General features: G+C 64.8%; 24 protein-coding genes. 4 read left to right on the forward strand and 20 right to left on the reverse strand.

Annotation, left to right across the window (positions count from 1 at the left end; genetic code table 11):
- Window positions 1-72: 72 nt before the first annotated feature.
- From XH85_RS07700 to XH85_RS07715, 4 genes are all read right to left on the reverse strand, one after another.
- Complete coding sequence (locus XH85_RS07700) at window positions 73-798, reverse strand: hypothetical protein (protein WP_164940251.1); 726 nt, start codon at window positions 796-798, stop codon at window positions 73-75.
- 94 nt (window positions 799-892) lie between these two features.
- A complete protein-coding gene (gene lspA, locus XH85_RS07705; protein WP_164940249.1) occupies window positions 893-1,387 on the reverse strand; it encodes a signal peptidase II in 495 nt (164 codons plus the stop codon).
- A gap of 181 nt (window positions 1,388-1,568) precedes the next feature.
- Complete coding sequence (ileS, locus tag XH85_RS07710) at window positions 1,569-4,577, reverse strand: isoleucine--tRNA ligase (protein ID WP_128931412.1); 3,009 nt, start codon at window positions 4,575-4,577, stop codon at window positions 1,569-1,571.
- Window positions 4,578-4,782: 205 nt separating this feature from the next.
- Entirely contained in the window at window positions 4,783-5,754 is a 972-nt protein-coding gene (locus XH85_RS07715; protein WP_128931413.1) for a bifunctional riboflavin kinase/FAD synthetase, read from the reverse strand.
- 229 nt (window positions 5,755-5,983) lie between these two features.
- Between XH85_RS07715 and XH85_RS07720 the strand changes: the two genes are divergently transcribed.
- Window positions 5,984-6,379 (forward strand): response regulator, encoded by a 396-nt coding sequence (locus XH85_RS07720; RefSeq protein ID WP_008567674.1) that lies wholly within the window; start codon window positions 5,984-5,986, stop codon window positions 6,377-6,379.
- Window positions 6,380-6,552: 173 nt separating this feature from the next.
- Here the strand turns inward: XH85_RS07720 and XH85_RS07730 are convergent, their stop codons facing one another.
- The 9 genes from XH85_RS07730 to uvrC form a co-directional block, all read right to left on the reverse strand.
- Entirely contained in the window at window positions 6,553-7,407 is an 855-nt protein-coding gene (locus XH85_RS07730; protein WP_128931415.1) for a TIGR01459 family HAD-type hydrolase, read from the reverse strand.
- Window positions 7,408-7,422: 15 nt separating this feature from the next.
- Entirely contained in the window at window positions 7,423-8,898 is a 1,476-nt protein-coding gene (locus XH85_RS07735) for an EAL domain-containing protein (protein WP_128931416.1), read from the reverse strand.
- A 162-nt stretch (window positions 8,899-9,060) separates the two neighbouring features.
- Window positions 9,061-10,191, reverse strand: a complete 1,131-nt coding sequence (locus XH85_RS07740) for a YihY/virulence factor BrkB family protein (protein ID WP_128931417.1) — start codon at window positions 10,189-10,191, stop codon at window positions 9,061-9,063.
- The gene (locus tag XH85_RS07745) at window positions 10,192-10,779 is read right to left on the reverse strand and encodes a phage holin family protein (RefSeq protein ID WP_128931418.1); all 588 of its coding nucleotides are present in this window, start codon (window positions 10,777-10,779) and stop codon (window positions 10,192-10,194) included.
- A gap of 90 nt (window positions 10,780-10,869) precedes the next feature.
- Window positions 10,870-11,829 (reverse strand): 50S ribosomal protein L3 N(5)-glutamine methyltransferase, encoded by a 960-nt coding sequence (prmB, locus tag XH85_RS07750; protein WP_128931419.1) that lies wholly within the window; start codon window positions 11,827-11,829, stop codon window positions 10,870-10,872.
- Entirely contained in the window at window positions 11,829-12,311 is a 483-nt protein-coding gene (locus XH85_RS07755) for a molybdenum cofactor biosynthesis protein MoaE (protein ID WP_128931420.1), read from the reverse strand. Before XH85_RS07755 ends, prmB begins: the two co-directional genes overlap by 1 nt.
- Window positions 12,312-12,314: 3 nt before the next feature.
- A complete protein-coding gene (gene moaD / locus XH85_RS07760; RefSeq protein ID WP_091886798.1) occupies window positions 12,315-12,566 on the reverse strand; it encodes a molybdopterin converting factor subunit 1 in 252 nt (83 codons plus the stop codon).
- Window positions 12,563-13,180, reverse strand: a complete 618-nt coding sequence (gene pgsA, locus XH85_RS07765) for a CDP-diacylglycerol--glycerol-3-phosphate 3-phosphatidyltransferase (protein ID WP_091886795.1) — start codon at window positions 13,178-13,180, stop codon at window positions 12,563-12,565. Before pgsA ends, moaD begins: the two co-directional genes overlap by 4 nt.
- A gap of 97 nt (window positions 13,181-13,277) precedes the next feature.
- Window positions 13,278-15,347, reverse strand: coding sequence for an excinuclease ABC subunit UvrC (gene uvrC / locus XH85_RS07770; protein WP_128931421.1), 2,070 nt, complete (start codon window positions 15,345-15,347; stop codon window positions 13,278-13,280).
- 249 nt (window positions 15,348-15,596) lie between these two features.
- Here uvrC and XH85_RS07775 point away from each other — a divergent pair, with 249 nt between their 5' ends.
- Entirely contained in the window at window positions 15,597-16,220 is a 624-nt protein-coding gene (locus XH85_RS07775; RefSeq protein WP_164934673.1) for an outer membrane protein, read from the forward strand.
- 71 nt (window positions 16,221-16,291) lie between these two features.
- Here XH85_RS07775 and XH85_RS07780 read toward each other — a convergent pair whose 3' ends face one another.
- The 4 genes from XH85_RS07780 to XH85_RS07795 form a co-directional block, all read right to left on the reverse strand.
- Window positions 16,292-16,507 carry a cold-shock protein gene (locus XH85_RS07780; protein ID WP_008544396.1) on the reverse strand — a complete coding sequence of 72 codons (216 nt, stop codon included), beginning with the start codon at window positions 16,505-16,507 and terminating at the stop codon, window positions 16,292-16,294.
- Window positions 16,508-16,757: 250 nt separating this feature from the next.
- Window positions 16,758-17,618 carry a 23S rRNA (adenine(2030)-N(6))-methyltransferase RlmJ gene (locus tag XH85_RS07785; protein WP_128931423.1) on the reverse strand — a complete coding sequence of 287 codons (861 nt, stop codon included), beginning with the start codon at window positions 17,616-17,618 and terminating at the stop codon, window positions 16,758-16,760.
- Window positions 17,619-17,775: 157 nt separating this feature from the next.
- Window positions 17,776-18,480, reverse strand: a complete 705-nt coding sequence (locus tag XH85_RS07790) for a ribonuclease T2 family protein (RefSeq protein WP_128931424.1) — start codon at window positions 18,478-18,480, stop codon at window positions 17,776-17,778.
- A 105-nt stretch (window positions 18,481-18,585) separates the two neighbouring features.
- On the reverse strand, window positions 18,586-19,047 hold the full coding sequence (locus tag XH85_RS07795) for a hypothetical protein (RefSeq protein ID WP_128931425.1): 462 nt from the start codon (window positions 19,045-19,047) through the stop codon (window positions 18,586-18,588).
- A gap of 183 nt (window positions 19,048-19,230) precedes the next feature.
- On the opposite strand from XH85_RS07795, the gene XH85_RS07800 reads away from it, so the two are divergent.
- Window positions 19,231-19,524 (forward strand): hypothetical protein, encoded by a 294-nt coding sequence (locus XH85_RS07800; protein WP_128931426.1) that lies wholly within the window; start codon window positions 19,231-19,233, stop codon window positions 19,522-19,524.
- 44 nt (window positions 19,525-19,568) lie between these two features.
- Window positions 19,569-20,099 (forward strand): DUF3617 domain-containing protein, encoded by a 531-nt coding sequence (locus XH85_RS07805; RefSeq protein WP_128931427.1) that lies wholly within the window; start codon window positions 19,569-19,571, stop codon window positions 20,097-20,099.
- 171 nt (window positions 20,100-20,270) lie between these two features.
- Here XH85_RS07805 and XH85_RS07810 read toward each other — a convergent pair whose 3' ends face one another.
- Genes XH85_RS07810 through XH85_RS07820 form a run of 3 tightly spaced genes read right to left on the reverse strand, consistent with a single transcriptional unit; the run spans window position 20,271 to window position 22,950 of the window.
- Window positions 20,271-21,659, reverse strand: coding sequence for an ATP-binding protein (locus tag XH85_RS07810; protein ID WP_128931428.1), 1,389 nt, complete (start codon window positions 21,657-21,659; stop codon window positions 20,271-20,273).
- Between the two features lie 20 nt (window positions 21,660-21,679).
- The gene (locus XH85_RS07815) at window positions 21,680-22,411 is read right to left on the reverse strand and encodes a response regulator (RefSeq protein ID WP_128931429.1); all 732 of its coding nucleotides are present in this window, start codon (window positions 22,409-22,411) and stop codon (window positions 21,680-21,682) included.
- Entirely contained in the window at window positions 22,408-22,950 is a 543-nt protein-coding gene (locus XH85_RS07820) for a MarR family winged helix-turn-helix transcriptional regulator (RefSeq protein WP_245473479.1), read from the reverse strand. The genes XH85_RS07815 and XH85_RS07820 overlap by 4 nt, the downstream gene beginning before the upstream one ends.
- Window positions 22,951-23,288: the final 338 nt, after the last annotated feature.

The following is a 23,288-nucleotide window of genomic DNA, read 5'->3' on the forward strand; positions in this document are numbered from 1 at the left end:
ACCGCGTCCGGCGTGCACGAGCCGCCGGCGCAGGGTGCGGTTCTGTCAGGATGTCGCGGCGCGACAGGAACGTTATTGTTCCTTCTCCTTGCCGGACATGATGTCGAAATAGGTCCGTCGCGACTTGTCAGGCCCGGCGCCATAGGCGTAGTTCGGCGACGGCGTCTGATACCCAGGCGGGGGCTCGACCAGCGATTGGCGCGGCGGCTCGCTAACGAATTTCTTTTCTTCGGAGCTGTTGCCGCCCTTCATCATGTTCCACAGACCACCAGTGTATCCGAGTTCGGCGGGGCTGAGCGACGGGTTGCCGTTGGCTCCCGGCTGTATGGGATCATTGCTGGTGCGGGGGGCCGCGGCGACCTCACCCGCCTTCATCTCAGCAGGGGTCAGGGGCCGGGCGGCCTGCCAGTTCTCCGTCGCCTTGGTGGCTTTCTTGCGCGCGGCAATCGCTTCCTTGCGGCGCTTCTCGTCGGGGTCCTTCGGCCAGTTCGGCGCATTCGTGGCCTGGGTGGCGGCCGGCGGCGGCAGGTCGAGCTTGGGCGGCACGACCAGCGGCGAACGCTCGCGGTACTCGATGCCGGGCTTCTCCATGCTCTTGGCGCCGAGGCCGGACATCAGATTGTCGATGAGCTTCTCTTCGAAGGTCATGTCGTCTTCCTCGTCGTCGTCACCGGCGCGGGCAGCGCCGGTCGATATGACGAGACCGATGCCGAGCGCGACAGCGGACAATTTCAATGCCCGCCAGAACCCCCATTTGGGGTCTCGAACCATTGAACTGCTGGTCTTCGAGCTGCGCATCACCATACCTGTTCCAAATTGTGGCAGTTTGCCGCTCGCACGCGGCTTGACCCTTGCAAAAACGGGTTCCACCTGCCGGTCGTATCGGCCGGGATCAGGGCGCTTTTGCGGCGGGTACCCCCAGGAAGGAATCATACAATAGCGCCGCCACCCCAGCAACGATGGCCACGTCGGCGAGGTTAAACACGTACCAATTATAGGTATGTCCGCCGATTTCGATGTGAAACAGGGCGAAATCCACCACCGCACCATAGGCCAGGCGGTCGATGCCATTGCCGATGGCGCCCCCGATGATCAAGCCCAGCGCGATGGTCGCGAGAAGGGTGTGGGAGCGGGCCATCCAGATCGCCAGCGCGACTACCGCGATAGCTTTGACGGCCATCAGCGCGAGCTGCGCCGCCTGGCCGTCGTTCTGGAGCCAGCCGAAGCTGATGCCGATGTTCCACGCCAGCACCAGATCGAAGAACGGTGTCACCCGCACCACGTCGCGATGAGCGAGGTCGAACACGTTCAGCAACCAAAGTTTGGAGGCCTGGTCGAGGACGAGGGTGACCAGGGCGGAGGTGATGCCGGCGCGGAGCGGGGTCATGGGCAGACAGCCGCCGCAGTCTCTGCCGTCGTCGTCCTGGCGAAGGCCAGGACCCATAACCCCAGGCGGTGATTGTTTGAAAGACTCGTAGTCATCAGCCTTCGCTGCAATTAGCCGCGGTGGTAATGGGTCCTGGCCCCCGTGCGCAATTGCGCACTGGGCCAGCACGACGGGTTGAAACTTAAACGCTGACCCCCAGCGCCTTCCATTCGCGCAGTGCCTGAGCGTCGCGCGGGGTGACGTCGGGGTATTCGGGGTCTTCGCCCACCGTCGGTGAGATCTTCCAGGAGCGGGCGCATTTGGTGCCGACCGCCTTCTCGACGACGACCGCGACGCCGGGCACGGCATCGAGGCGGAACGCGGAAGCCGGCGCCTCGCCCTCACGCACCTCGTAGTTCGAAGTGATGCAGACTTCGGCGAGATCGACGTCGAACAGCGTCGCCAGCATGACCCGGTCGGCGACATAGATCACCGGCGAGGCCTCCAGCGACGAGCCGATATTCTTGGCGGCGCGTTCGAGCTCGAGCGCGCCGGTGACGACGCGGCGCACGTTGCGGATCGTCTCCCACTTCGCCGCGAGCTTGTCGTCGCGCAAGCTTTCGAGATCGTTCGGAAACAGCGTCAGATGCACGGACGGCTCGGCGTCGGGCCGGTACATGCGCCAGCCTTCCTCCGCGGTGAAGCTGAGGATCGGCGCCAGCCATTTCAGGATCGAGGCGCACAACAGGTCGATGGTGGTCAGCGCCGCCTTGCGCGTCAGCGAAGAGGGCGGATCGCAATAGAGCGTGTCCTTGCGGATGTCGAAGTAGAAGGCTGACAGCTCGCTGTTGAGGAAGGCGGACAGAATAGCCACCACGCTCTTGAAGTCGAACTCCCGATAGGCCTTGTCGATGGCGGCAGCGCGGATCGCGAGCTCGTGCAGCATCAGCCGCTCAAGCTCGGGCATGTCGGCAGAGGCGATCGCGTCGGCCGGCTTATAGTGATGCAGCGTACCCAGCATCCAGCGCACGGTGTTGCGCAGCTTGCGATAGGTCTCGACGGTGTTCTTCAGGATCTCGGGGCCGATGCGCTGGTCGTCGGTGTAGTCGCAGGACGCAACCCAAAGTCTCAGGATGTCGGCGCCGGATTCCTTGATGACGGCCTGCGGCTCGATGGTGTTGCCGAGCGACTTCGACATCTTGCGGCCGTCCTCGGCCTGGGTGAAGCCGTGGGTCAGCACGATGTCGTAAGGAGCCCGACCGCGCGTGCCGCAGCTCTCCAGCAGCGATGAGTGGAACCAGCCACGATGCTGGTCCGAGCCTTCGAGATACATCACCGTGTCGGTGCCGCCATCGACCTTGCGCTTGATACCGGCGAGGCCCGGGAAATGCACGGGGTCTTCGAGCACGAAGGCGTGCGTCGAGCCGGAATCGAACCAGACGTCGAGGATGTCGTCGACCTTCTGCCAGTCCTCGCTCGCGCGCGGGCCGAGAAAGCGCTCGCGCGCTCCCTTCGCATACCAGGCGTCCGCGCCTTCCTGCTCGAAAGCTTCCCCAATGCGCGTATTGACGGCCTCGTCCTGGAGGATCTCGGCGGAGCCGTCGCCCTTCTCGCGCACGAACACGGCAATCGGCACGCCCCAGGCGCGTTGGCGCGAGATCACCCAGTCCGGCCGGGCCTCGATCATGCCGTTGATGCGGTTCTCGCCCGACGGCGGCACCCATTGCGTCACCGAGATCGCGTGCAGCGCGCGCGCGCGGAGCGTGTCGCCGGACTTCGTCTTGCCGTCAGCGGCAACGTCCTTGTCCATCGCGATGAACCATTGCGGCGTGTTGCGGAAGATCACCGGCTTCTTGGAACGCCAGGAGTGCGGATATTGATGCTTCAGCCGACCGCGCGCGAGCAGCATGCCTCTTTCGACGAGCGCCTTGATCACGGCCTCGTTGGCGTCGCCCTTCTCGCCCTTGTCGTTGATGACCCGCTTGCCGGCAAACCCCGGCGCATGATCGGTGTAGGCGCCGTTCTCATCGACGGTATAGGGGATCGCCGTGTTGATGCCGCGCGCATCGAGATCGCGCGCCTGCGCCATCCACGCGTCAAAGTCCTCGCGGCCATGGCCGGGCGCCGTGTGCACGAAGCCGGTGCCGGTGTCATCGGTGACATGATCACCGGGCAGTAGCGGGACGATGAAGTCGTAGCCGCCGGCGAGGCCCTTCAGCGGATGGGCGCATTCGATCGCGTCCATGGTGTCGCCGGGGACGTCGCGGACCTTCTCATAGGCTGTCACGCGCGCCTGCTTGAAGACTTCTTCAGCGAGCGCGTCGGCGAGGATGAGGAGATCGCCGGTCTTGGCCCAATTGTCGGCGGGCGCGTCCGTCACCTTGTACAGGCCATAGCCGATCTTCGGCGAGAACGAGATCGCGCGGTTGCCGGGCAGAGTCCAGGGCGTGGTGGTCCAGATCACCACGCTTGCGGAGGCAAGCGCGCCGTGCGCGGGCGAGGTGACCGGGAATTTCACCCACACCGTATCGGAGGTGTAGTCCTCGTATTCGACCTCGGCTTCGGCCAGCGCGGTCTTCTCGACCACGCTCCACATCACCGGCTTGGAGCCGCGATAGAGCGTGCCGTTGGCGGCGAACTTCATCAGCTCGCGCGCGATCTGGGCTTCGGCCGGAAAGCTCATGGTGGCGTAGGGATGGTCCCAGTCGCCGATCACGCCAAGGCGCTTGAACTCCTCGCGCTGCACGCCGAGCCAGTGCGTGGCATAGGCGCGGCATTCCTTGCGGAAATCGATCATCGCGGCACTGTCGCGGAAGTCGGGCTTCTGCTTGCCCTTCTTGCGATAGTGCTCTTCCTCGACCTTCCACTCGATCGGCAGGCCGTGGCAGTCCCAGCCCGGCACGTAGTTGGAATCGAAGCCGAGCATCTGCTGGCTCTTGGTGACGAGATCCTTCAGGATCTTGTTCAGCGCCGTGCCGATATGGATGTTGCCGTTGGCGTAGGGCGGGCCGTCATGCAGGACGAATTTGGCGCGACCCTTGGCGCTCTCGCGCAGCTTCTCGTAGAGGCCGATCTCGTACCAGCGCTTGAGGATCTCCGGCTCGCGCTGCGGCAGGCCGGCGCGCATCGGGAATTCGGTCTGCGGCAGGAATAGGGTTTTCGAATAGTCTTTGACTTCAGACTTTTGGGACTTCTGCGGCTTTTCGGACATGAGGCTGACTGGCTCGGAAGGGGCGCGGAAAACGGATAGCGATAAGGAATCGCGGGGGTGAAACGACAACATCCCGGTCTTGCGCCGAGCCGAAGGCTCAGGCGGAAGCCGGGCCGCTAATCGCTATGATGCGCCGCGCAAACATGGGCTCTCCATAGCAGCCGGGCGGGGGAAGCGCAAAGGTTCGGGTGGCCCGGTTTCCGGCTCAATCGATCGCGCCAAGCTTCGGAAACGCGTCCGGGGCGGCGGCCAGCATGGCGCGGGCGCGGGCGGAATCGTCGTCCATCTGGCGGATCAGGGCCTCCAGGCTGTCGAATTTCAGCTCTTCGCGGATGAAGCCGACGAAGGCGCAGTCGAGCGCCTGCCCGTAGAGATCGCCCTTGAAGTCGAACAGGAAGATTTCCAGCAGCGGCGCGCCATTGTCGAAAGTCGGGCGGCGACCGAAGCTTGCCACGCCGTCGAGGCGCTCGCCGCCGCGGCCGACCCGCACGGCGTAGATGCCGTGCTTCAGGCCGCAATTGGCGTCCAGACGGATGTTGGCGGTGGGATAGCCAAGGTCGCGGCCGCGCTTCTCACCGTGGATCACCTCGCCGGTGATGAACCAGGGGGCTCCCAGCATGCTGGTGGCTTCGTCCACCTGGCCCTCGGCGAGGGCGATCCGGATCGCGCTGGAGGAGACTGGCCGCTCGTCGATATCGACATGGGGCTGCACGTCGACCTCGATGCCGAGCCTGGGCGCCTCGTTGACCAGCAGGCTCGGCGAGCCGACGCGACCTTTGCCGAAATGGAAGTCGTAACCGACGGCGATGCCGCTGACGCCGAGGCGTCCGATCAGGTCATGGTGAATGAAGTCTTGCGCGCTGGTTCCGGCGCGCGCCTTGTCGAAAGTCATGACCACGGCGCCGGCAAGGCCGGTGCCGGCCAAAAGCCGCAGCTTGGCCGGCTCGTCCGTCAAGCGGAATTGCGGGGTGTTGGGGCTGAAAAACCGTCGCGGATGCGGTTCGAAGGTCAATGCTAGCGCAGGGCGGCCATGCGCCCGGCCCATTTCCAGGGCGGCCGCAATCACGGCGCGGTGACCGAGATGAACGCCGTCGAAATTGCCCATGGCGACCACGGCGCCCCTCGGAATCGCAGAGTCCGGCGTGGTGTCGCGGATGACGGTAAAATGCGGAGCCATCAGGGGAATTCTCGAAGCGGCAGGACCGGTCGGGACCGTGGCTCGACCGGCCTGACGAAGTCAAGCGGGGGGAGCCGGGAGATTGAACACGATTTCAGTCCTTTGGAGGCGTCCGCAGTTAACGCGCTGTTTAACGCCTTGATGCTAGTCCTTGAGCGTGGAACTGCCGGGCTTCGGGCCTGGCAGGTCCGATCGTAATATTCCTGGGTTTGCGTTTGGGGGAGTCGAGATGGCGGTTGATTTGTCGATGCCGGTTCTGGTGGTGGACGACTACAGCACCATGATCCGTATCATCAGGAATCTGCTGAAGCAGCTTGGCTTCGAGAACATCGATGATGCCAGCGACGGTTCGGCGGCGCTGAACAAGATGCGCGGCAAGAAGTACGGGCTCGTGATCTCCGACTGGAACATGGAGCCGATGACGGGTTACGACCTCCTGCGTGAAGTGCGCGCGGATCCGAACCTCGCCACCACGCCCTTCATCATGATTACGGCCGAGTCCAAGACCGAGAACGTGATCGCGGCCAAGAAGGCCGGCGTGAACAACTACATCGTCAAGCCGTTCAACGCGGCGACGCTGAAGACCAAGATCGAGGCGGTCTTCCCGGACATGGCGAGCGCGTAAGGGCGCCTGGCCTGAAAACAGTCATCCATTGAGATCGTCATGCCCGGGCTTGTCCCGGGCATCCACGTTCTTGGACATGCGAAGGACGGCCGTCATGGCCGGGTCAAGCCCGGCCATGACGAGGTCTGGAGCCCTGCAATTCGTCCAAGCTCGCGTCGTGTCGTAGTACGCCATCACCACTTCAATTCGCGCATCAGCGCCTTCGGCGGATGGCCGAACAATTCCATCACGGATGCCGGATCGAGCTGATCGAGACCCTCGAACTCCTCGGCATGGATGCCGCGGGTGACGAACAGGCAGTCGATGCCGAACTCGCGCGCGCCGGTGAGATCGGTGCGGACGGAATCGCCGATCGCCAAGACCTTTTTGCGATCAATTTGGTGGCCCTGGCGTTCGCCGGCGAGCGCCATCGCGCGCTCATAGATCGGCCGGTGCGGCTTGCCGTAGAAGATCACCTCGCCCCCGAGCTCGCGGTAGAGCTCGGCGATGGCGCCGGCGCAATAGATCAGCCGGTCGCCGCGTTCGACCACGATGTCGGGGTTGGCGCAGACCAGCGTCAGCTTGCGCTCGCGCGCCTTCAGCATCATGCCGCGATAGTCTTCCGCCGTCTCGGTCTCGTCGTCATAGAGGCCGGTGCAGACGATGTAATCGGCTTCCTCCAGCGGCGCGGTCGTCGCATCGAGGCCACGGTAGATCGAGTTGTCGCGCTCGGGGCCGAGCCAGAACATCTTGCGGCCGGGATGCTCGGCGACATAGAGCCGCGTCAGGTCGCCCGACGAGACGATCGCGTCATAGGTCTCGTCCGCGACACCGAGCTTGCGCAATTGCCGCTGCACGGAGTCGGCTGGGCGCGGTGCGTTGGTGATCAGGATCACCGTGCCGCCGCGGCTGCGATAGGTATGGAGCGCCTCGCAGGCCTCGGGGAAGGATTCGAGACCGTTATGGACCACGCCCCAGATGTCGCTGAGCACGACGTCAACGCCAGCCACGAGCTCGCGCAGGCTTTCGGCAAAATGCAACGTGGTCATGATGCGCGCGGCCGATCAGATGCGGCGCGCGAGCGCCGCGTTGCCGGTGATGCGTTGTGGCGGCGGCGCTGAAGACGTTGCGCCTGAGCTGGGTGTGCCGGAGCCATTGGATCCCTGGATGTCCTGCGCCTGGTTCGGCGAGGCCCCGCCGGTAGCAGATGCCCCTTCCGGCCGCAATGGCCGGGGCGGTGCGAACAGAAAGCCCTGGCCGAACCGCACGTCATAATCGAGCAGGTCGACCACCGCGCGCTCGCCCTCGATCCGCTCGGCGATCAGGTCGATGCCGAAGCGGCCGAGCAGGTCGGAGAGATCGGACGGATGGATGTCCGAGGTCGAGGCCTGCTTCGGATCGAGCAGCAGCGTGGCCGGCACCTTGATGAAGCGCACGCCGCGGTCGGCGAGCTCGCGCGGCTCGATGCGCAAATCCGTGACATGGTCGATCGAGAAGCGGTAGCCGCGCTGGGCGAGTGCGGCGAGATTCTCGGTCTCGGCCGGGCCGAGGTTGCGGAAGGTCGACTGCTTGAACTCCAGCACCAGCGAGGGTGCCAGCGCCCGGTTGGCTTCGAGGAAGTCGAGGCATTGCGCGAAGGTGGTGGAATTGCCGAGCGTGGAGGCCGCGACATTGCAGAACACGCCGACATCCTTGTTGCGCACCATCAGGCGCCGCAGCACCTGCACACAGCGCAGCATCACCATGTTGTCGATGCGCCCGATCAGCCCGGAGGCTTCCGCGATGCTGATGAACTCCTCGGCGGCGATCAGCTGGTCGCGCTCGTCGCGCAGGCGCGTCACCGCCTCGTAGAACCGTACCTTGCGCTGCGGTAGCGTCACCATCGGCTGGAGGAAGATGTCGATGCGGTTCTCGTCGATCGCGTTGCGCAGCGTCGCCAGCAATTGGGTCTGGTTGCGGCCGTTGGCGACTTGGGTTGGGGCCGCCTGTGCGGGCCGCGGCTGCGCTGCGGGAGGCGGGGGCGCCACGGGCAACGGTGACGGGGCAGCCGGCCGCTCGTCGATCGTCGCGATCAGATCGAGCGGCGCCACCGGATCCTGCTTCTCGACCGGGCTTGCGGCTGATACCGGAGCGCCGCCAGCCAGCAGGTCCTCATGCGCCGAGACGGTGGTCGCGAGCTGCCTGACCAGTCCGCCGAGCTCGTTGATCTCGCCGACCACCGAGTGGATGCGGTCGGAGTTGGTCGAATTGGACGAGGCGATGCGTCCCTCGACCGCCGCAAGCCGGCGGCCGAACTCGGCCACCTGACGGGCGAGGTCGGCGGTGCCGCGCGAGAGGTCGGCGATCTGGCCGCCGACGTCGCTGCGGTCGCGCAGCCGCATCGACACCGCGTTGTAGAGGATCAGGAAGGTCAGCGCGGTCAGCGCCACGATCGCGGATTCGGTTCCGCTGATGCCGGCGACCGAATAGAGCATCAGCCCGAGCGAGGCCGCGACCAGAACCATGCAGATGGCGATGAAGATCGTCGAAATGCGAATCATGCCGCGCGTTACTTCTCAAGAGCTGACTGTCTTACCCGGGAAAACACGGGCCGCCGTCCGACCCGTCACTCCTCATGCTCCCCCAAGCAGCATGACTTTAACATCATTGTTGATTCGAGGGGATAGCAGCCTCCGGCACGCGCGTTCAGGACTGTCATGGCCTCAGGCCGGCGCGGCCGCGCCGACCGTATCGGCCGAGACGGCTTCGCGGCTGCCGAGCGGCTTCGGCCGCCCGGTGGTCGTGTCGCGCAGGGTCTGCCGTTCGATCTCCGAGTTCAGCTCGGCTCCGAACATGATGACGATCGCAGACACCCACATCCACATCATCAGGCCGATCGCCGCACCGAGCGAGCCGTAGGTCGCGTTGTAATTGGCGAATTCCGAGAGATACCAGGACAGCAGTGCCGAGCCGGCGATCCAGAGGATGGCCGCCGTCACCGCGCCGAGGCTCAGCCATTGCCAGCGCGGTGCATCGCGGCTGGGCGCGAAGCGGTAGAGGATGGCGAGCGCCACGAGCAGGATCAGGAACAGCAGCGGCCATCGTGCCAGCGCCACGATCAATTTGCTTTCAGGCGCCAGGCCGAGGTGATTGAGCGCGAGCGGGAGGGCGACGACGGCAGCCACCATCAGCAACAGCGCCATGATGCCGCCGACCGTGAAAGCCAGCGACACCATGTTCAGCCGGATGAAGCTGCGCTTCTCGCGCTCCTCATAGGCGACGTTGAGGGCGTCGAAGATCGCCTTGACGCCGGCATTGGCGCTCCAGATCGCAAGCACAAGGCCGAACAGGAAGGTGGCACCCAGCGCCGTATTGCCCTTCGACACCACACGCCCGACCTGCTCCTCGACGATCTGGAAGGTACCTTCGGGAAGCATCATCGCCAGCTTCTGGAGGTTATCGCTGATCGTGGAGGGATCGGCGAACAGCCCGTAGGACGAGACCAGCGCGGTCACGGCCGGAAAGATCGCGAGCAGCCCGAAGAACACGACGCCGCCCGCTGTGGCGAGCAGGCGATCCTCGTCGATGCGCTGATAGGTGCGCCAGAAGATATCCTTCCAGCCAGCCCAGGGGATCGTGAAAGGGCTCTTCGCGCGGCGGCCATGGCCGGGCTGTACGGCTGCGCGCGCCGGGTCGGTTTCCGGTGAATTCGCCTCTCCTTTGCGGTGGTCCTGCGGGGGCCCCGAGCGGACCAGGCCGGAGTCCTGGAAGTAGCGCTCGGCGGTGAGCACGAAGACAGCCGTGGCCGCCACCAGCAACCAGTTATCCATCCGCTCGGAGCGCCGTACCACCACTCACGCCTCCAGACTGTGCCTATGGCGCCGCCGGCGTGCGGCCGTAAGCCCAACCAGGCCGACGGCTGCGAGCATCAGGCCCAGTTGCACGGGACGGTTGGCGCGGTTCGGCCAGGCTTTGCTGCCATGACCGCGTTCGCCGGGCGCAAGCGGCACGAGGGGGATCGTCGTTGCGACCTCCTTCACGGCCTCCTTGACCGTTCCACGAGGAATCCGCGGGGTGGTGATCGCAACGCGCACGCGGCTGGCAAGCGGCACGACCGGCTTGGCCGGCCGCTTCATCATCGTCATGGCGATGCCGACGCAGACCGCCGCCAACACCAGCAGCACTGCACCGACAGCACCGAAACCCCAGAATTGCCCGTAGGTGATCTCAACCCAGCGATACAGGGCGGCCAGACCGACAAAGAAGGCCGCGATGACGAACAGCCCGGCCACCGCAAACAGGCCGGCTGCAACCGCGTAGGACGTCGCGCGTCCGGTGGCCTGGCTGGTGCGGTCGCGCAAGTACGATTGCGTGGCTCGCTTGAGATGGTTGAGCTTGAGCGCCACGCCGGCGCGCAGCAATTCGCCCGATGGCGCGAGCATGCGGACATCCTCCGAGAGCCACGAAATTCGTCGGAGGATGAACGTGGCGGAATTTGACTTGTTCCGAGGGAGCGGGCCCGCCGTAGAGGATCAGCCGAGATCGGCGGCTGCGATCCAGAACACTTCGGCCTCGGAGTCTTCGGTGTCCAGCCAGAGCAACGGCAGTTCCGGAAAGGCCTCGTCGACCAGCTCGCGGCCGCGCCCGATCTCGCAGATCAACCCGCCATCCGGTGTCAGGTGATCGGGCGCCTCGCGCAGGATGCGGCGCACCACGTCGAGGCCGTCGGCGCCGCCGTCGAAGGCGAGTTTTGGTTCGGCCCGGCACTCCGGCGGCAGCGCGGCCATGCCTTCGGCATCGACATAGGGCGGATTGGTGATGATCAGGTCGTAGCGTGCATCGCCGAGCGGGGCGAACAGGTCGCCGCGATACAGGCTGATCCGGTCCTCCAGCCCATATTCGCCGACATTCCGCGTGGCGACCTCGATCGCGCCCTTGGAGATGTCGACGGCATCGACCGCAGCATTCGGAAAATGATGCGCGGCGAGGATGGCGAGGCATCCCGATCCCGTGCAGAGATCGAGCACGCGCTCGACGGCGGAGGGATCATCGATCAGCGATCCGGCAGCGCCGTCGCTGCCGAAATGCGAATCCAGCAGCTCGCCGATGAAGGAGCGCGGAACGATGACGCGCTCGTCGACATAGAAGGGAAGGCCGCGCATGTAGATCTTGTTGACGAGATAGGCGGCCGGTTTGCGCGTGGTGACGCGCCGATGGATGAGATCGAGGATGGTCTTGCCCTCGGCGACTGTGACGCGCGCGTTGGCAAAAATCTCGAACTGTTCGGGATTGAGATGCAGCGCCTCGCTGACCAGGAAGGCTGCCTCGGCAACCGGATCGGTCGTGCCGTGAGCAATGGCGAGCTCGGCTTCGACAAAGCGGCTCACCGCATAGCGGACGAAATCGAGCAGCGTGAGAAGCTCACCCGGGCCGACCTTCGCAAGTCTTGGCGCGGCGCGGCCGCGCGCGGTCTTTTTGGTTGCTCTTGCCATCAGGATCGGGTCCAGCGCGCGGCGGCTTCGTCGTCACGGGCCTGGGCCTCGACCCAGCCGGCGCCGGCTTCGCTCTCTTCCTTCTTCCAGAACGGCGCGCTCGTCTTGAGATAATCCATCAGGAACTCGGCCGCCTGGAACGCGGCCTGGCGGTGTTGCGAAGCAGTCAGCACCAGCACGATGTTCTGGCCGGGCATGAGGCGGCCGACGCGGTGGATCACCGTGACGCCGTTCAGCGGCCAGCGCGAAATCGCCTCGTCGACGCGACGCTTGATCTCTTCTTCCGCCATGCCCGGATAATGTTCGAGCGTGAGCGCTGCGATCTTCGCGCTGTCCTCGTCGGCGCGGCAGATGCCGGAGAAGCTCACGACCGCGCCGATGTCGGAACGGCTCTTGGTCAGGATCGCGATCTCGCGCCCAATGTCGAAATCATCCTCCTGGATGCGGATGGTGACGGGGCAGGTGGTGACAGCGGAGGTCATGGCCTAGCCGCCGGTCATCGGCGGGAAGAACGCGATCTCGCGGGCGCCCGCGATCGCGGTGTCCTGCTTGACATGGGCATGATCGATCGCGGCGCGGATCACCTTCGGCTTCTCGAAGGCGTAGGCGTAGGCCTCGCTCCGGCCGGACAGCCAGGCGATCAGCTCCTCGATGGTGCGCACCGTCGCGGGCGGCTCGATCATCTCCTCGGCCTTGCCGACGCGCTCGCGCACCCAGGCGAAATACTTCACCTTCATCCCTCGTCCTCCTTGATGAGGTGATGGATGCCGGCACGGAAATAGTCGTAGCCGGTGTACATGGTGAGGATCGCCGAGGCCCACAGCAACGCCAGTCCGATCATCGACACCACCGGCACCACTTCATCGCCGGCCGGGCCGGCGAGCAGGAAGCCGATGGCGACGAGCTGAACCGTGGTCTTCCATTTGGCGAGCTTGGTCACGGGCACGCTGACGCGCAGGGCGGCGAGATATTCGCGCAGGCCGGAGACCAGGATCTCACGGCACAGGATCACGATGGCAGCCCACAGCGACCAGCCATGGATGATACCGTCGGCGGCCAGCATCAGCAGGCACGAGGCGACCAGCAGCTTGTCGGCGATCGGATCGAGCATCCGGCCAAACGCCGATTGCTGATTCCAGATTCGCGCATAATAGCCGTCGAGGTAATCCGTCACCGCGGCGCCGATGAAGATGGCCACCGCTACCCAGCGCAGCCACAGCGGCCCATCCACGATCGACTGCGCGTAAATGCATCCGACCACGACCGGGATCGCGGCGATCCGGCCGTAGGTCAGGATGTTGGGAAGGGACATCGAGCGCCTGGTTGCCCCTCGTGTCGTTGCGATGTTCATCCGTCCTACCAATACCGCTGGTGCCTGAACGTCAACCGTTCCGCTCCCCAAATGAGGCGCGGACGCAACGATCATATGACCGCGGTCCCCCTTTAGTTCATCCCGGCTGGGGATGGAAATACTCGAAAATCCTGCGGGCGCTCTCGGCGCTGACCCCCGGAACCTTGCCGAGATCGGCGATCGAGGCACGTTCGATCTCCTTCAGGGTTCCGAAATGATGCAGCAAGGCACGTTTGCGTGACGGGCCGATGCCCGGGATCTCCTGCAAACCGGCCTCGCGGATGTCCTTCTTGCGCAGCTTGCGGTGCGAGCCGATGACGAAGCGGTGGGCCTCGTCGCGCAGGCGCTGGATGAAATAGAGCACGGGATCGCGCGGCTCCAGCTTGATTGCCTCGCGCTCCGGCATGAACAGGGTCTCGCGGCCCGCATCCCGGTCCGGCCCCTTGGCGACCGACATCAGCGACACCTCGGTCAGGCCGAGATTTGCAAAGATCTCGCGGACGGCGTTGAGCTGGCCGCGGCCGCCGTCGATGATGACCAGGTCGGGCCATTGCGGGAAATCGTCGTCCTTCGCCTTGGTCACGCCCTCCTCAGGCGGATTGATCAGGCGCTTGAAGCGTCGCTCCAGCACCTCGCGCATCATGGCGTAGTCGTCGCCGGGCGTCAGCCCTTCCGACTTGATGTTGAACTTGCGGTACTGGTTCTTCACGAAACCATCCTGGCCGGCGACGATCATGGCGCCGACCGCGTTGGTGCCCTGGATGTGGCTGTTGTCGTAGACCTCGATGCGCTTGGGCACGTGCGGCAGGCTCAGCGTCGCGGCCATGGCCTCGAGCAGGCGGCTCTGCGTCGCGGTGTCCGCGAGCTTGCGGCCGAGCGCCTCGCGCGCATTGGTCAGCGCGTGGGTGACGAGCTCCTTCTTCTCGCCGCGCTTGGGCGCGGTGACCTCGACCTTGTGGCCGGCCTTGATCGACAGCGCGTTGGCGAGCAGCTCGCTCTCCTCGATCTCGTGCGAGAGCAGGATGTTCTTTGGCGGCGGCTTGTCGTCGTAGAACTGGGCGAGGAAGGAGCCGAGCACTTCCTCCGGGGTAAATGTCTTTTCCGCACGCGGAAAATAAGCGCGGTTGCCCCAATTCTGTCCGGTGCGGAAGAAGAACACCTCGACGCAGGAGAAGCCGCCCTCCTGGTGGATGGCGAACACGTCGGCTTCCTCGACCGTGCGCGGATTGATGCCCTGCTGCGACTGGATCGCCGAGAGCGCGGCGAGGCGGTCGCGGTAGAGCGCCGCGCGCTCGAATTCGAGCTCGCCGGAGGCCTTCTCCATCTCGCCGGCGAGCTCCTGCTTCACCGCATGGCTCTTGCCGGAGAGGAAGTCGGTCGCCTCGCGCACCAGCGTCGTATAGCCGGGAAAGTCGATCTCTCGGGTGCAGGGGCCGGCGCAGCGGCGGATCTGGTAGAGCAGGCAGGGCCGGGTGCGGCTCTCGAAGAAGGAATCGGTGCAGGAGCGGATTAGGAACGCGCGCTGAAGTGCGGTGATGGTGCGGTTGACGGCGCCCGCCGAGGCGAACGGGCCGAAATAGCGGCCGGGCCGCGTCTGCGCGCCGCGGTGCTTCAGGATCTGGGGCGCCCAATGGTCGCCGGTGATCAGGATGTAGGGAAACGACTTGTCGTCGCGCAGCTGCACGTTGAAGCGCGGCCGCAGCTGCTTGATGAGGTTGGCCTCCAGCAGCAGTGCTTCCGTCTCGGTGTTGGTCGAGACGATCTCCACGGTCACCGTGGCGGCGATCATGCGCAGGATGCGCGCCGGCTGCGGCGCACTCTGGCGCGCATAATTGGACAGGCGCTTTTTGACGTTCTTGGCCTTGCCGACATAGAGCACGTCCGCGTTCGCATTGAGCATGCGATAGACGCCGGCCGAGGTGGGGGCGAGCCGGACCGCGCGCTCGATCGCCTCATGACCGGTCGCCAGCGGGCCCTCGCCGACCGCGCCGCTCTCTTCCAGGATATCCGGCAGCCGCGCATCGTCCTCGTCGTCGCCGCTCGCGGTCGCGGGATCGAGGTCCGGTGGCGTCATTTCCGTGTCCCGGGGCGGGGCGTCCGGCGCGGTGACGCGCACCGGTTTGCGCGCGCGTGCCTCGTCCGGGTTGTCGGGGGAATCGTGAACCATGGTACGAATTTAGGCGCTGGGGTTGCCGATTTGAAGTTCCGGCCGTGGCGCCCGCACAGGGATGGCGGGCGCAGTTCCCGGTAACGCTTGCTTAAGCCTGTTAACAGCGCGGTAACCCGGCTTAACAGCCCTTTAACTTAGAACTCTCGATAAATCTTACGCGAAAAAGTGGTGGTTCCGTAACCATGCGGTCTGGCCTTGCGCGGCAGCGCAGGCATCGCGGTGGCGGCAGTTGCGTTGGAGTGTGTGATGAAGGGGCTCGTTGTGGGCGCAGCCGCGTTGGTTGCAGCCGGCTGGACAGCTTCGGCAGGGGCCGCCGATTTCAATTACGGGCAGCGCGCGCCCTATACCGTCAATCAGCCGCTCAATGCGTATAGCTGGGCTGGTCCTTATCTGGGCGGCAACATCGGCTACGAATGGGGCTCGGTCGACAACAATCCCTCAAAGCCCTCCGGCTTCGTCGGCGGCGTGCAGGCCGGCTATAATTTCCAGAACGGCCCTTGGGTGTTCGGCGTGGAGGGCGACATCCAGGCCGCCGGTGCCGACGATACCTTCGCGCCTTGGAAGTTCTCCAATCCGTGGTTCGGCACCCTGCGCGGCCGCGCCGGCTATGCCTTCAGCAACGTGCTGTTCTACGGCACCGCCGGCCTCGCCTTCGGCGAGCTGCGCGCGCAGACCTTCGGCTGGACGGAGTCGCACACCACCGCCGGCTGGACCATCGGTGCCGGCGCGGAAGTCGGCCTTGCGCCGAACTGGAGCGCCAAGCTCGAATATCTCTACATCGACCTGTCGACGAGTCAGTTCGCAATTACGGGCGTGTCAAACGGCTATAGCGCCAGCGTTGTCCGCGCAGGCGTGAACTATCACTTCTGATAGCTGAAGAAGAAAATACCGGACCAACCTCCCGGCCGCTCGCGGCCGGGATTTTTTTAAAGCCAGGCTCGCTAGGAGAGGATGACCAAATTGACCGCCTTCGGTCCCTTCCCCTTCTTGTCCGGTTCGACTTCGAACGTAATACGCTGTCCTTCGGCAAGGTCCTTCAGTCCCGCCCGCTCCACGGCGGTGATGTGAACGAAGACGTCGCGGCCGCCGTCGTCGGGCTTGATGAAGCCGTAGCCGCGCTCACCGTTGAAGAACTTGACCGTTCCCGTCATGGCCATCGGGAAACTCCCCCTCATTGCTCCTCCGCCGCGACGCAGACTCACGTCACGACATGACCGGACCTTACGAAGCCCGGGAGCTGGCCATCCTTGGCGGACCTCATCGGTCCGGCCGGATCTTTCTTAGGCCTTCACTCCGCCGCAACCATTCGCGGAAGCGGAACGTAAAGCCAGTCACGGCAACAGCATAATACGGTTCTTCGCAGATTGACTACCGCTCCTGCATATTTTTCCCAAGAATGCCGGAGTGTTACGGCCTCGGCACCTCCAATCGGAATCTGGCAGCGCCGCCCTGGCCGAGCGGCATTTCGAGCTCCGGCAGGATCGTCTTGAGCTCGCCGTGCAGCGTGTAGGGCGGGTTGACGATCAGAAGACCGGCGGAGGTGAGGGCCGCACCATCGAGCTGCGGGGCCACACTGAATTCGAGGCGCAGGCATTTTCCGGGCGGCTTTGCTGCGGCTGCGAGCCGCGCCACCATTTGCGCCAGCGTGTCGGTGGCGCGCCGGTTCTTGGCCGGATACCAGATTACGTAGATACCGGTCGGCCATTTCGCGAAAGCCGTCGCGAAGGCCTCGCCAAGCCGCTCGAACTCGTCCTTGGCCTCGAAGGGCGGGTCGATCAGCACGAGGCCGCGCCGCTCTTTCGGCGGTACGAAGGCCGGCAGTGCCATCCAGCCGTCGAGATCGACCACCCGCGCCTGTTCGTCGCGGCGCAGCACGTCGATCAGCGCCTTGCGTGCCTTCGGCTCGAGCTCGCAGGCGACGAGGCGGTCCTGCGGCCTGAGCAGGCCGCGCGCGATCAGCGGCGAGCCCGGATAGGCCTTGAGCTCGCCCTTCGGATTGAAGGCGCGGACGATGTCGAGATAGGGCTTGGTCAGCGCCGCGGTCTCGTTCGACAGGCGCGCCTGCATCAGCCGTGCAATGCCGGTCAGCCACTCGCCGCCGCGGCGTGCCTCGTCGCTGCCGAGGTCGTAGAGACCGGCGCCGGCATGGGTGTCGATGACGCGGAACGCCGCCGGCTTGTCCTGCAAATAAGTGAGGATGCGCGCCAGCACGATGTGCTTGATGACATCGGCGAAGTTGCCGGCGTGGAAGGCGTGGCGGTAGTTCATGGGATCAGACTATGTTGTCTCGCGCGATCCCAACCCCTTGTCATTGCGAGCGCAGCGAAGCAATCCAGAATCTAACTCCGGAGGCAGTCTGGATTGCTTCGTCGCCAGCGCAAAATTGCTTCGCAATTTTGTCGCGGGCTCCTCGCAATGACCGGAACTATCCACCCCTGATCGGCGGCATCGTCACCTGGTCGCGGCGACAGGCGCGGCGTTCGATCTCGTCGCAGGCGCGGAATTGCAGGTCCTTGCTGAGGCAGATGCGCACCTCGGAGAGCCGGGTCCGGTTGCAGGTGACCGAGATGGCGGCATCGTTGAGGCCGGGATTGGCCTTGATGAAGGCGTCCTCGATCTCCGCCGGCGCCACGGTCTTGGCCTGCGACAGATCGAGATATTCGGCCGGGATCTTGATCGCGGCGCGCGCCTTGCGGATCGTCTCGAAATAACTGCGGCCCTCGAGCCCGGAGCAGGTGCCGTGCTTGTCCCATTCGTTGAAGATCAGGCCCGGCGCCGGCATCAGGTCGAGCATCGAGGAGACGATGCTGCGGTTCAGCCGCGGTGCCGGCCGCTGGCAATATTCGGGGAAGCCGTTTTCATATTGCGGCCACAGCCCATGCACCACGAAGGCGTAGGGGCGTCCGCTGCACTGCATCTGTGAGCGGCCGCCGCGCTCGGCCGCTTCCTCGCAGAAGGAGGGCGACCATGACAGCGACAGCACATAGAAATCGAACTCGCCCGGCGCGTTCTGCCGCTTGTCCTGGGCCTTTGCGTCACCGGCGAACGAGGCCAGCCCCGCGGCAAGGATCAGGGAAAGGGTCAGCGAGATCACCAGGCGGGAGAACGAATGCAATCTGGAATGAAACATGGCGACGCCCCTCAACTAGACTGTGCAAGGAAGCCTAGCAGGCGATAAGAACATTTCAAGAACAAAATTCAGGCGACCGCCATTCAGCCGCCAGATCGACCCGAATCAGGGCTTTGCGGCGCGGCAGGCCGGATTATAGGCCCAGTTGCGGTCGACGCCGACGACGCACCATTCGACGCCATTGCCGTAGCCGGCGAAGCCGCCATCCTCGATGATCGAGAAATGCACCTTGCGCACCTTGCCGTCATTGAGCAGGGCATCGCCGGTGCAATAGCGGCGCGGAATGTTGTCGGACTGCCAGGGACGGAACGCGGTCTCGCGAACGGCGGAGAAGCCGGTGATTTTCAGCGAGGAATTCCAGAACGAGCTTTCTTTTTCCCAGAACTGGGCGGCGATCGTCGGCAGCGCCTTGTCGCAATCGGCGACGGCGCCGTCGTAGCGCGGTCCGCTCAGCCAGAAATTCAGCTCCAGCGGATTGGCGGCTCTGGCCTCACCGAACGACAGCGCCCCGAACATGAGGCCGAGCACGGCGGCAAAGCGGAGCGATTTCAGGGAGGGGGCGCGCATGGTCAATCCGGACAGCTGGGTCTTGCGAAGGTCGGACGGTGCCGCGAAGGCCGGGGGAGGTCAAGTGCACCGCGGCAACACTTCGCCAGGAGTTGACCATATCGTCGCAGCCGACAGGGCTTCCGTTCTTTTCACTTCCAGTCCGGCACCGTAAACTGGGGGCAGCCAATTGGAGTGACGGGAATGCGAATCATTGCGGCCGCGGGCCTTCTTGCCTTGGGTATGATGGCGAGCCAGTCGGCGCGCGCCGATATCCTTCCAGTGCCGCCGTTCAAGGGCAACGACACCGGCGGCATCATCGCCTATTCGATGGCGACCCAGGCCGATGCGCGACAGGTCGCGGTCGATCACTGCGCGCGCTACGGCAAAGTCGTCAAATTCCTCGCGGTGCAGGCCTATGAGGGCGGCTACATCTCGTTCTCCTGCCGCTGGGTGCCCTATGGCGCTGCCGAGCAGCCGATCCGCACGCTGTACTGAGGCGTTGTCGTAACGCCCAAACTCTCAAGCCGGGAGTCTTCCACATGACGCGCAAACTCGCTTTGCTCGGCTCGGTCGCTTGTCTCGTGCTGTCGGCAGGCGCAGCCGGCGCCGACGAGCTGCCGATGCGCAAGGCCGGGCTATGGGAAATGAAGCTTGTCACGACCGGTTCGCCCGTGCCCGAGATGACCATGCAACACTGCACCGACGAGACCGTCGATAAGGAGATGAGCAACAACGTCTCCCCGATGGCCAAGCAGATCTGCGCCAAGCAGGAGATTAAGAAAACGGCGACCGGCTATGTCAGCGATTCCGAATGCAGCGTCGCCGGCGTCAGCACGACCTCGCATGCCGAGATCACAGGCGACTTCAATTCGGCCTACACCGTGAAGACCTCCTCGCATGCGCAAGGCGGCGTCGCCGGTGCGGCCGGGCGCGATAGCACCATGACGCTGCAAGCCAAATGGTTAGGGGCCTGCAAGGCGGACCAGAAGCCCGGCGATATCGTGATGCCCGGTGGCTTCAAGATGAACGTGCGCGATGTCGATAAGCTGAAGGCGCTGCTGCCGAAGTAGACGCACTCACCGCGCAACCGGTGCGCTCCCTCGCCCCGTTCTTACGGGGAGAGGGGTGAGGGGCCTCTCTCCGCGAACGAGATTTTTGTGAGACCTGTACCCCCTCACCCGAATTCGATCTGCGATCGAATTCGACCTCTCCCCGCAAGCGGGGAGAGGTGAAGATGCCGCCTACACCGGAATCCTCACGCTCGCCCTCAATCCTCCCATCGGGCTGTCGCCGAGTGTGATGTCGCCGCCATGGGAGCGGGCGATGTCGCGGGCGATCGCAAGACCAAGACCGGTGCCGCCTTCGTCCTGATTGCGGGCGTTGTCCAGCCGCAGGAACGGCTTGAACACCTCCTCGCGCAAATGCGCGGGAATGCCAGGGCCGTCGTCGTCGACCGTGACGGTGAGATAACGGTGATCGCGCTGGCCGGTGATGGCGATGGCCTTGCCGTAGCGCGCGGCGTTGGTGACGAGATTGGCGAGGCAGCGCTTGAACGAGGCCGGCTTCACCGTCACCACCGGCAGGCCGTGGAATGCGACGGTCGCAGTGTGGCCGTGGCGTTCGGCGTCACTGCGCAATTCTTCCAGGGCCTGGGCCATGTCGGTCGGCTGTGACTGCTCGCCGGAATCGCCGCGGGCAAAGGCGAGGTAATCCTCCAGCATCATCGACATCTCGTCGACGTCCTTGCGCATGCCCTCGAGCTCGGGACTGTCGCCGATCAGCGCCAACTCGAGCTTGAAGCGGGTCAGGATGGTGCGCAGGTCGTGGCTGACGCCGGCCAGCATCGCCGTGCGCTGCTCCATCGTGCGCTCGATGCGCGATTTCATCTCGAGGAAGGCGACGGAGGCGCGCCGCACCTCGCGCGCGCCGCGCGGTCTGAAGTTCGGCGCCTCGCGGCCCTTGCCAAAGCTTTCGGCGGCGTCGGCGAGCCGCAGGATCGGCTTGATCTGGTTGCGCAGGAACAGCACGGCGACGATCAGCAGGATCGAGGACGTGCCGACCATCCAGAACAGGAAGATCTCCGAGTTCGAAGCATAGGCGGCGCTGCGCTGCGCGAACACGCGCATCACGGCATCGTCGAGCTGGATGCGGATCTCGACGAGGTTGGAGCGGCCGACGGTGTCGATCCAGAACGAACGCCCGATCTGGCGGCCGAGCTGCACCGACAGCGTCTGGTCGAGCAGCGAGAAGAACGGCTTCGGTCCCGGCGGCGGCATGTCGCCGGCGGGCAGGAAATCGACGACGAGGCCGAGCCGCTGCTGGGCGATGCGGCGGATCTGGTCGCGATCTTTGTCCTGCGGATAGCCCTTGTAGACGTCGATCAGCGCGGCGATGTCCTGCACCACTGCGGCCGACAGGCGGCGCGTCACCGTGTTCCAGTGCCGCTCCATGAACACGAAGGCGACGACCGATTGCAGGATCACCATCGGCACGATCATGATCAGCAGCGCGCGCGCATAGAGGCCGGTCGGCATCCAGCCCTTGAACGCGTTGCCCATCCAGCCATTGGCGGCGGAGACGCGGCCGGCGGCGCTCTTCAGAAGCGTCAGGCCGGTATCGATCGTGCTCATCGGTCGCGCTTCACTGCGGTTTAAGGCGAGGCCACCAGCCGGTAGCCGATGCCGCGTACCGCCTGGAGGAACAGTGGATTGGCGGGATCGGTCTCGATCTTGCGCCTGAGGCGGTTGATCTGCACGTCGACGGCGCGCTCGTTGACGCTGCCATTGCCGGTGAGCGCGCTGCGCGGCACGGTCTCGCCCGGCGTCTCTGAGAGGATACGCAGCATCTCGCGCTCGCGGTCGGTGAGATGGATGATCTCATCGCCCTGGCGCAGCTCGCCGCGATCAAGATGGTAGACGTAGGGGCCGAAGGCGATCTTCTCCACCGCCGCGGCCTGCGGCGGCGGCGCGGCGCGCTTGAGGATGTTGTTGATACGCAGCGCGAGCTCGCGCGGCTCGAACGGTTTGGCGACATAGTCATCGGCGCCGATTTGCAGGCCCTCGATGCGCGCTTCTGCCTCGTGCCGCGCCGTCAGCATCACGATCGGCACCGAGGACGAGGTGCGGATGAAACGGGCGAGCTCGAAGCCGGTCTCGCCGGGCATCATGACATCGAGGATCAACAGATCGAAATGCAGACCGATGAGCTTGGCGCGCGCATCGCTGGCACTGGCGGCGGTCGAAACGCGGTAGCCTTCGCTGGCGAGGAAGCGCGAGAGCAGATCGCGGATGCGGCGGTCGTCATCGACCAGCAGCAGATGCGGGGCATCGTCGGCGGGTTGCACCGGCGGACGGGCGAGCGTGGCAGCGAGCGGCACGGTCACTCCTTGGCGTCCTGGTTGACGGAAGCGAAGATCGTCTCGAGCACCTTGTCCGGATCATCGCGGTCGATCATCGCGCGCAGGAAGCGCTTGACGGTCTCGGCATCCTGCGGACCCATCTCGGCGAGCGCCTTGGTGATCCGCATGGTCTGGAGCCCGGCAAGCTTCTGCACCAGCGCTTCGCCCTTCGGCGTCGCGTAGAGCAGGCGCTGGCGACGGTCATTGTCGCCGGTCTTCTGCACGATGTAGCCCTCGTCGAGGAGCTGCTTGAGCACGCGACCGAGCGACTGTTTTGTGATGCGCAGGACGTCGAGGAGGTCGGCGACCTTGAGGCCGGGGTAGCGATAGACGAAGTGCATGACCCGGTGATGGGCTCGGCCGAAGCCGAAGGCTTCCAGCTCCTGGTCGGGATCGCCGACGAAATCGCGATAGGCGAAGAACAGCAGCTCGATGATATCCCAGCGCAAATTGCCTCCATCCCCTGCGGCCGGCCGAGGCTCGGCGGCATCTTGAGAAGGACTTACGAAATTTATGTCAGGCATATTGACGTATCTTGGGTTCAATGTTACAAAACGATCGACCCGCACGAAATTTTAGATCGTTTCGCGACGGGCAGCGTCGAAGCAGGGACGGCGGAAAGAGCCGGACAGGCGACGACGGGCGATCAGATCTACCGTGCGATTGTCGAGCGGCATTTCGGCAAAACATACTGGACTTCCGCCTTCGGCAAAAGCATGTCCTCGGCGACATGCTGGCCACGGGAAACCGGCCGTAACAAGGCTGGCGGTGGTCCAGACAGACACCTAATGAAGCCAGCCGGCCCCGAACAGGGGTAGGCCGGTGCCAGAACAGCGCCGATACCGGCAGCGGGAGCCAAGGA

It is taken from the genome of Bradyrhizobium zhanjiangense, from assembly GCF_004114935.1.
Classification (GTDB): Bacteria; Pseudomonadota; Alphaproteobacteria; order Rhizobiales; family Xanthobacteraceae; genus Bradyrhizobium; species Bradyrhizobium zhanjiangense.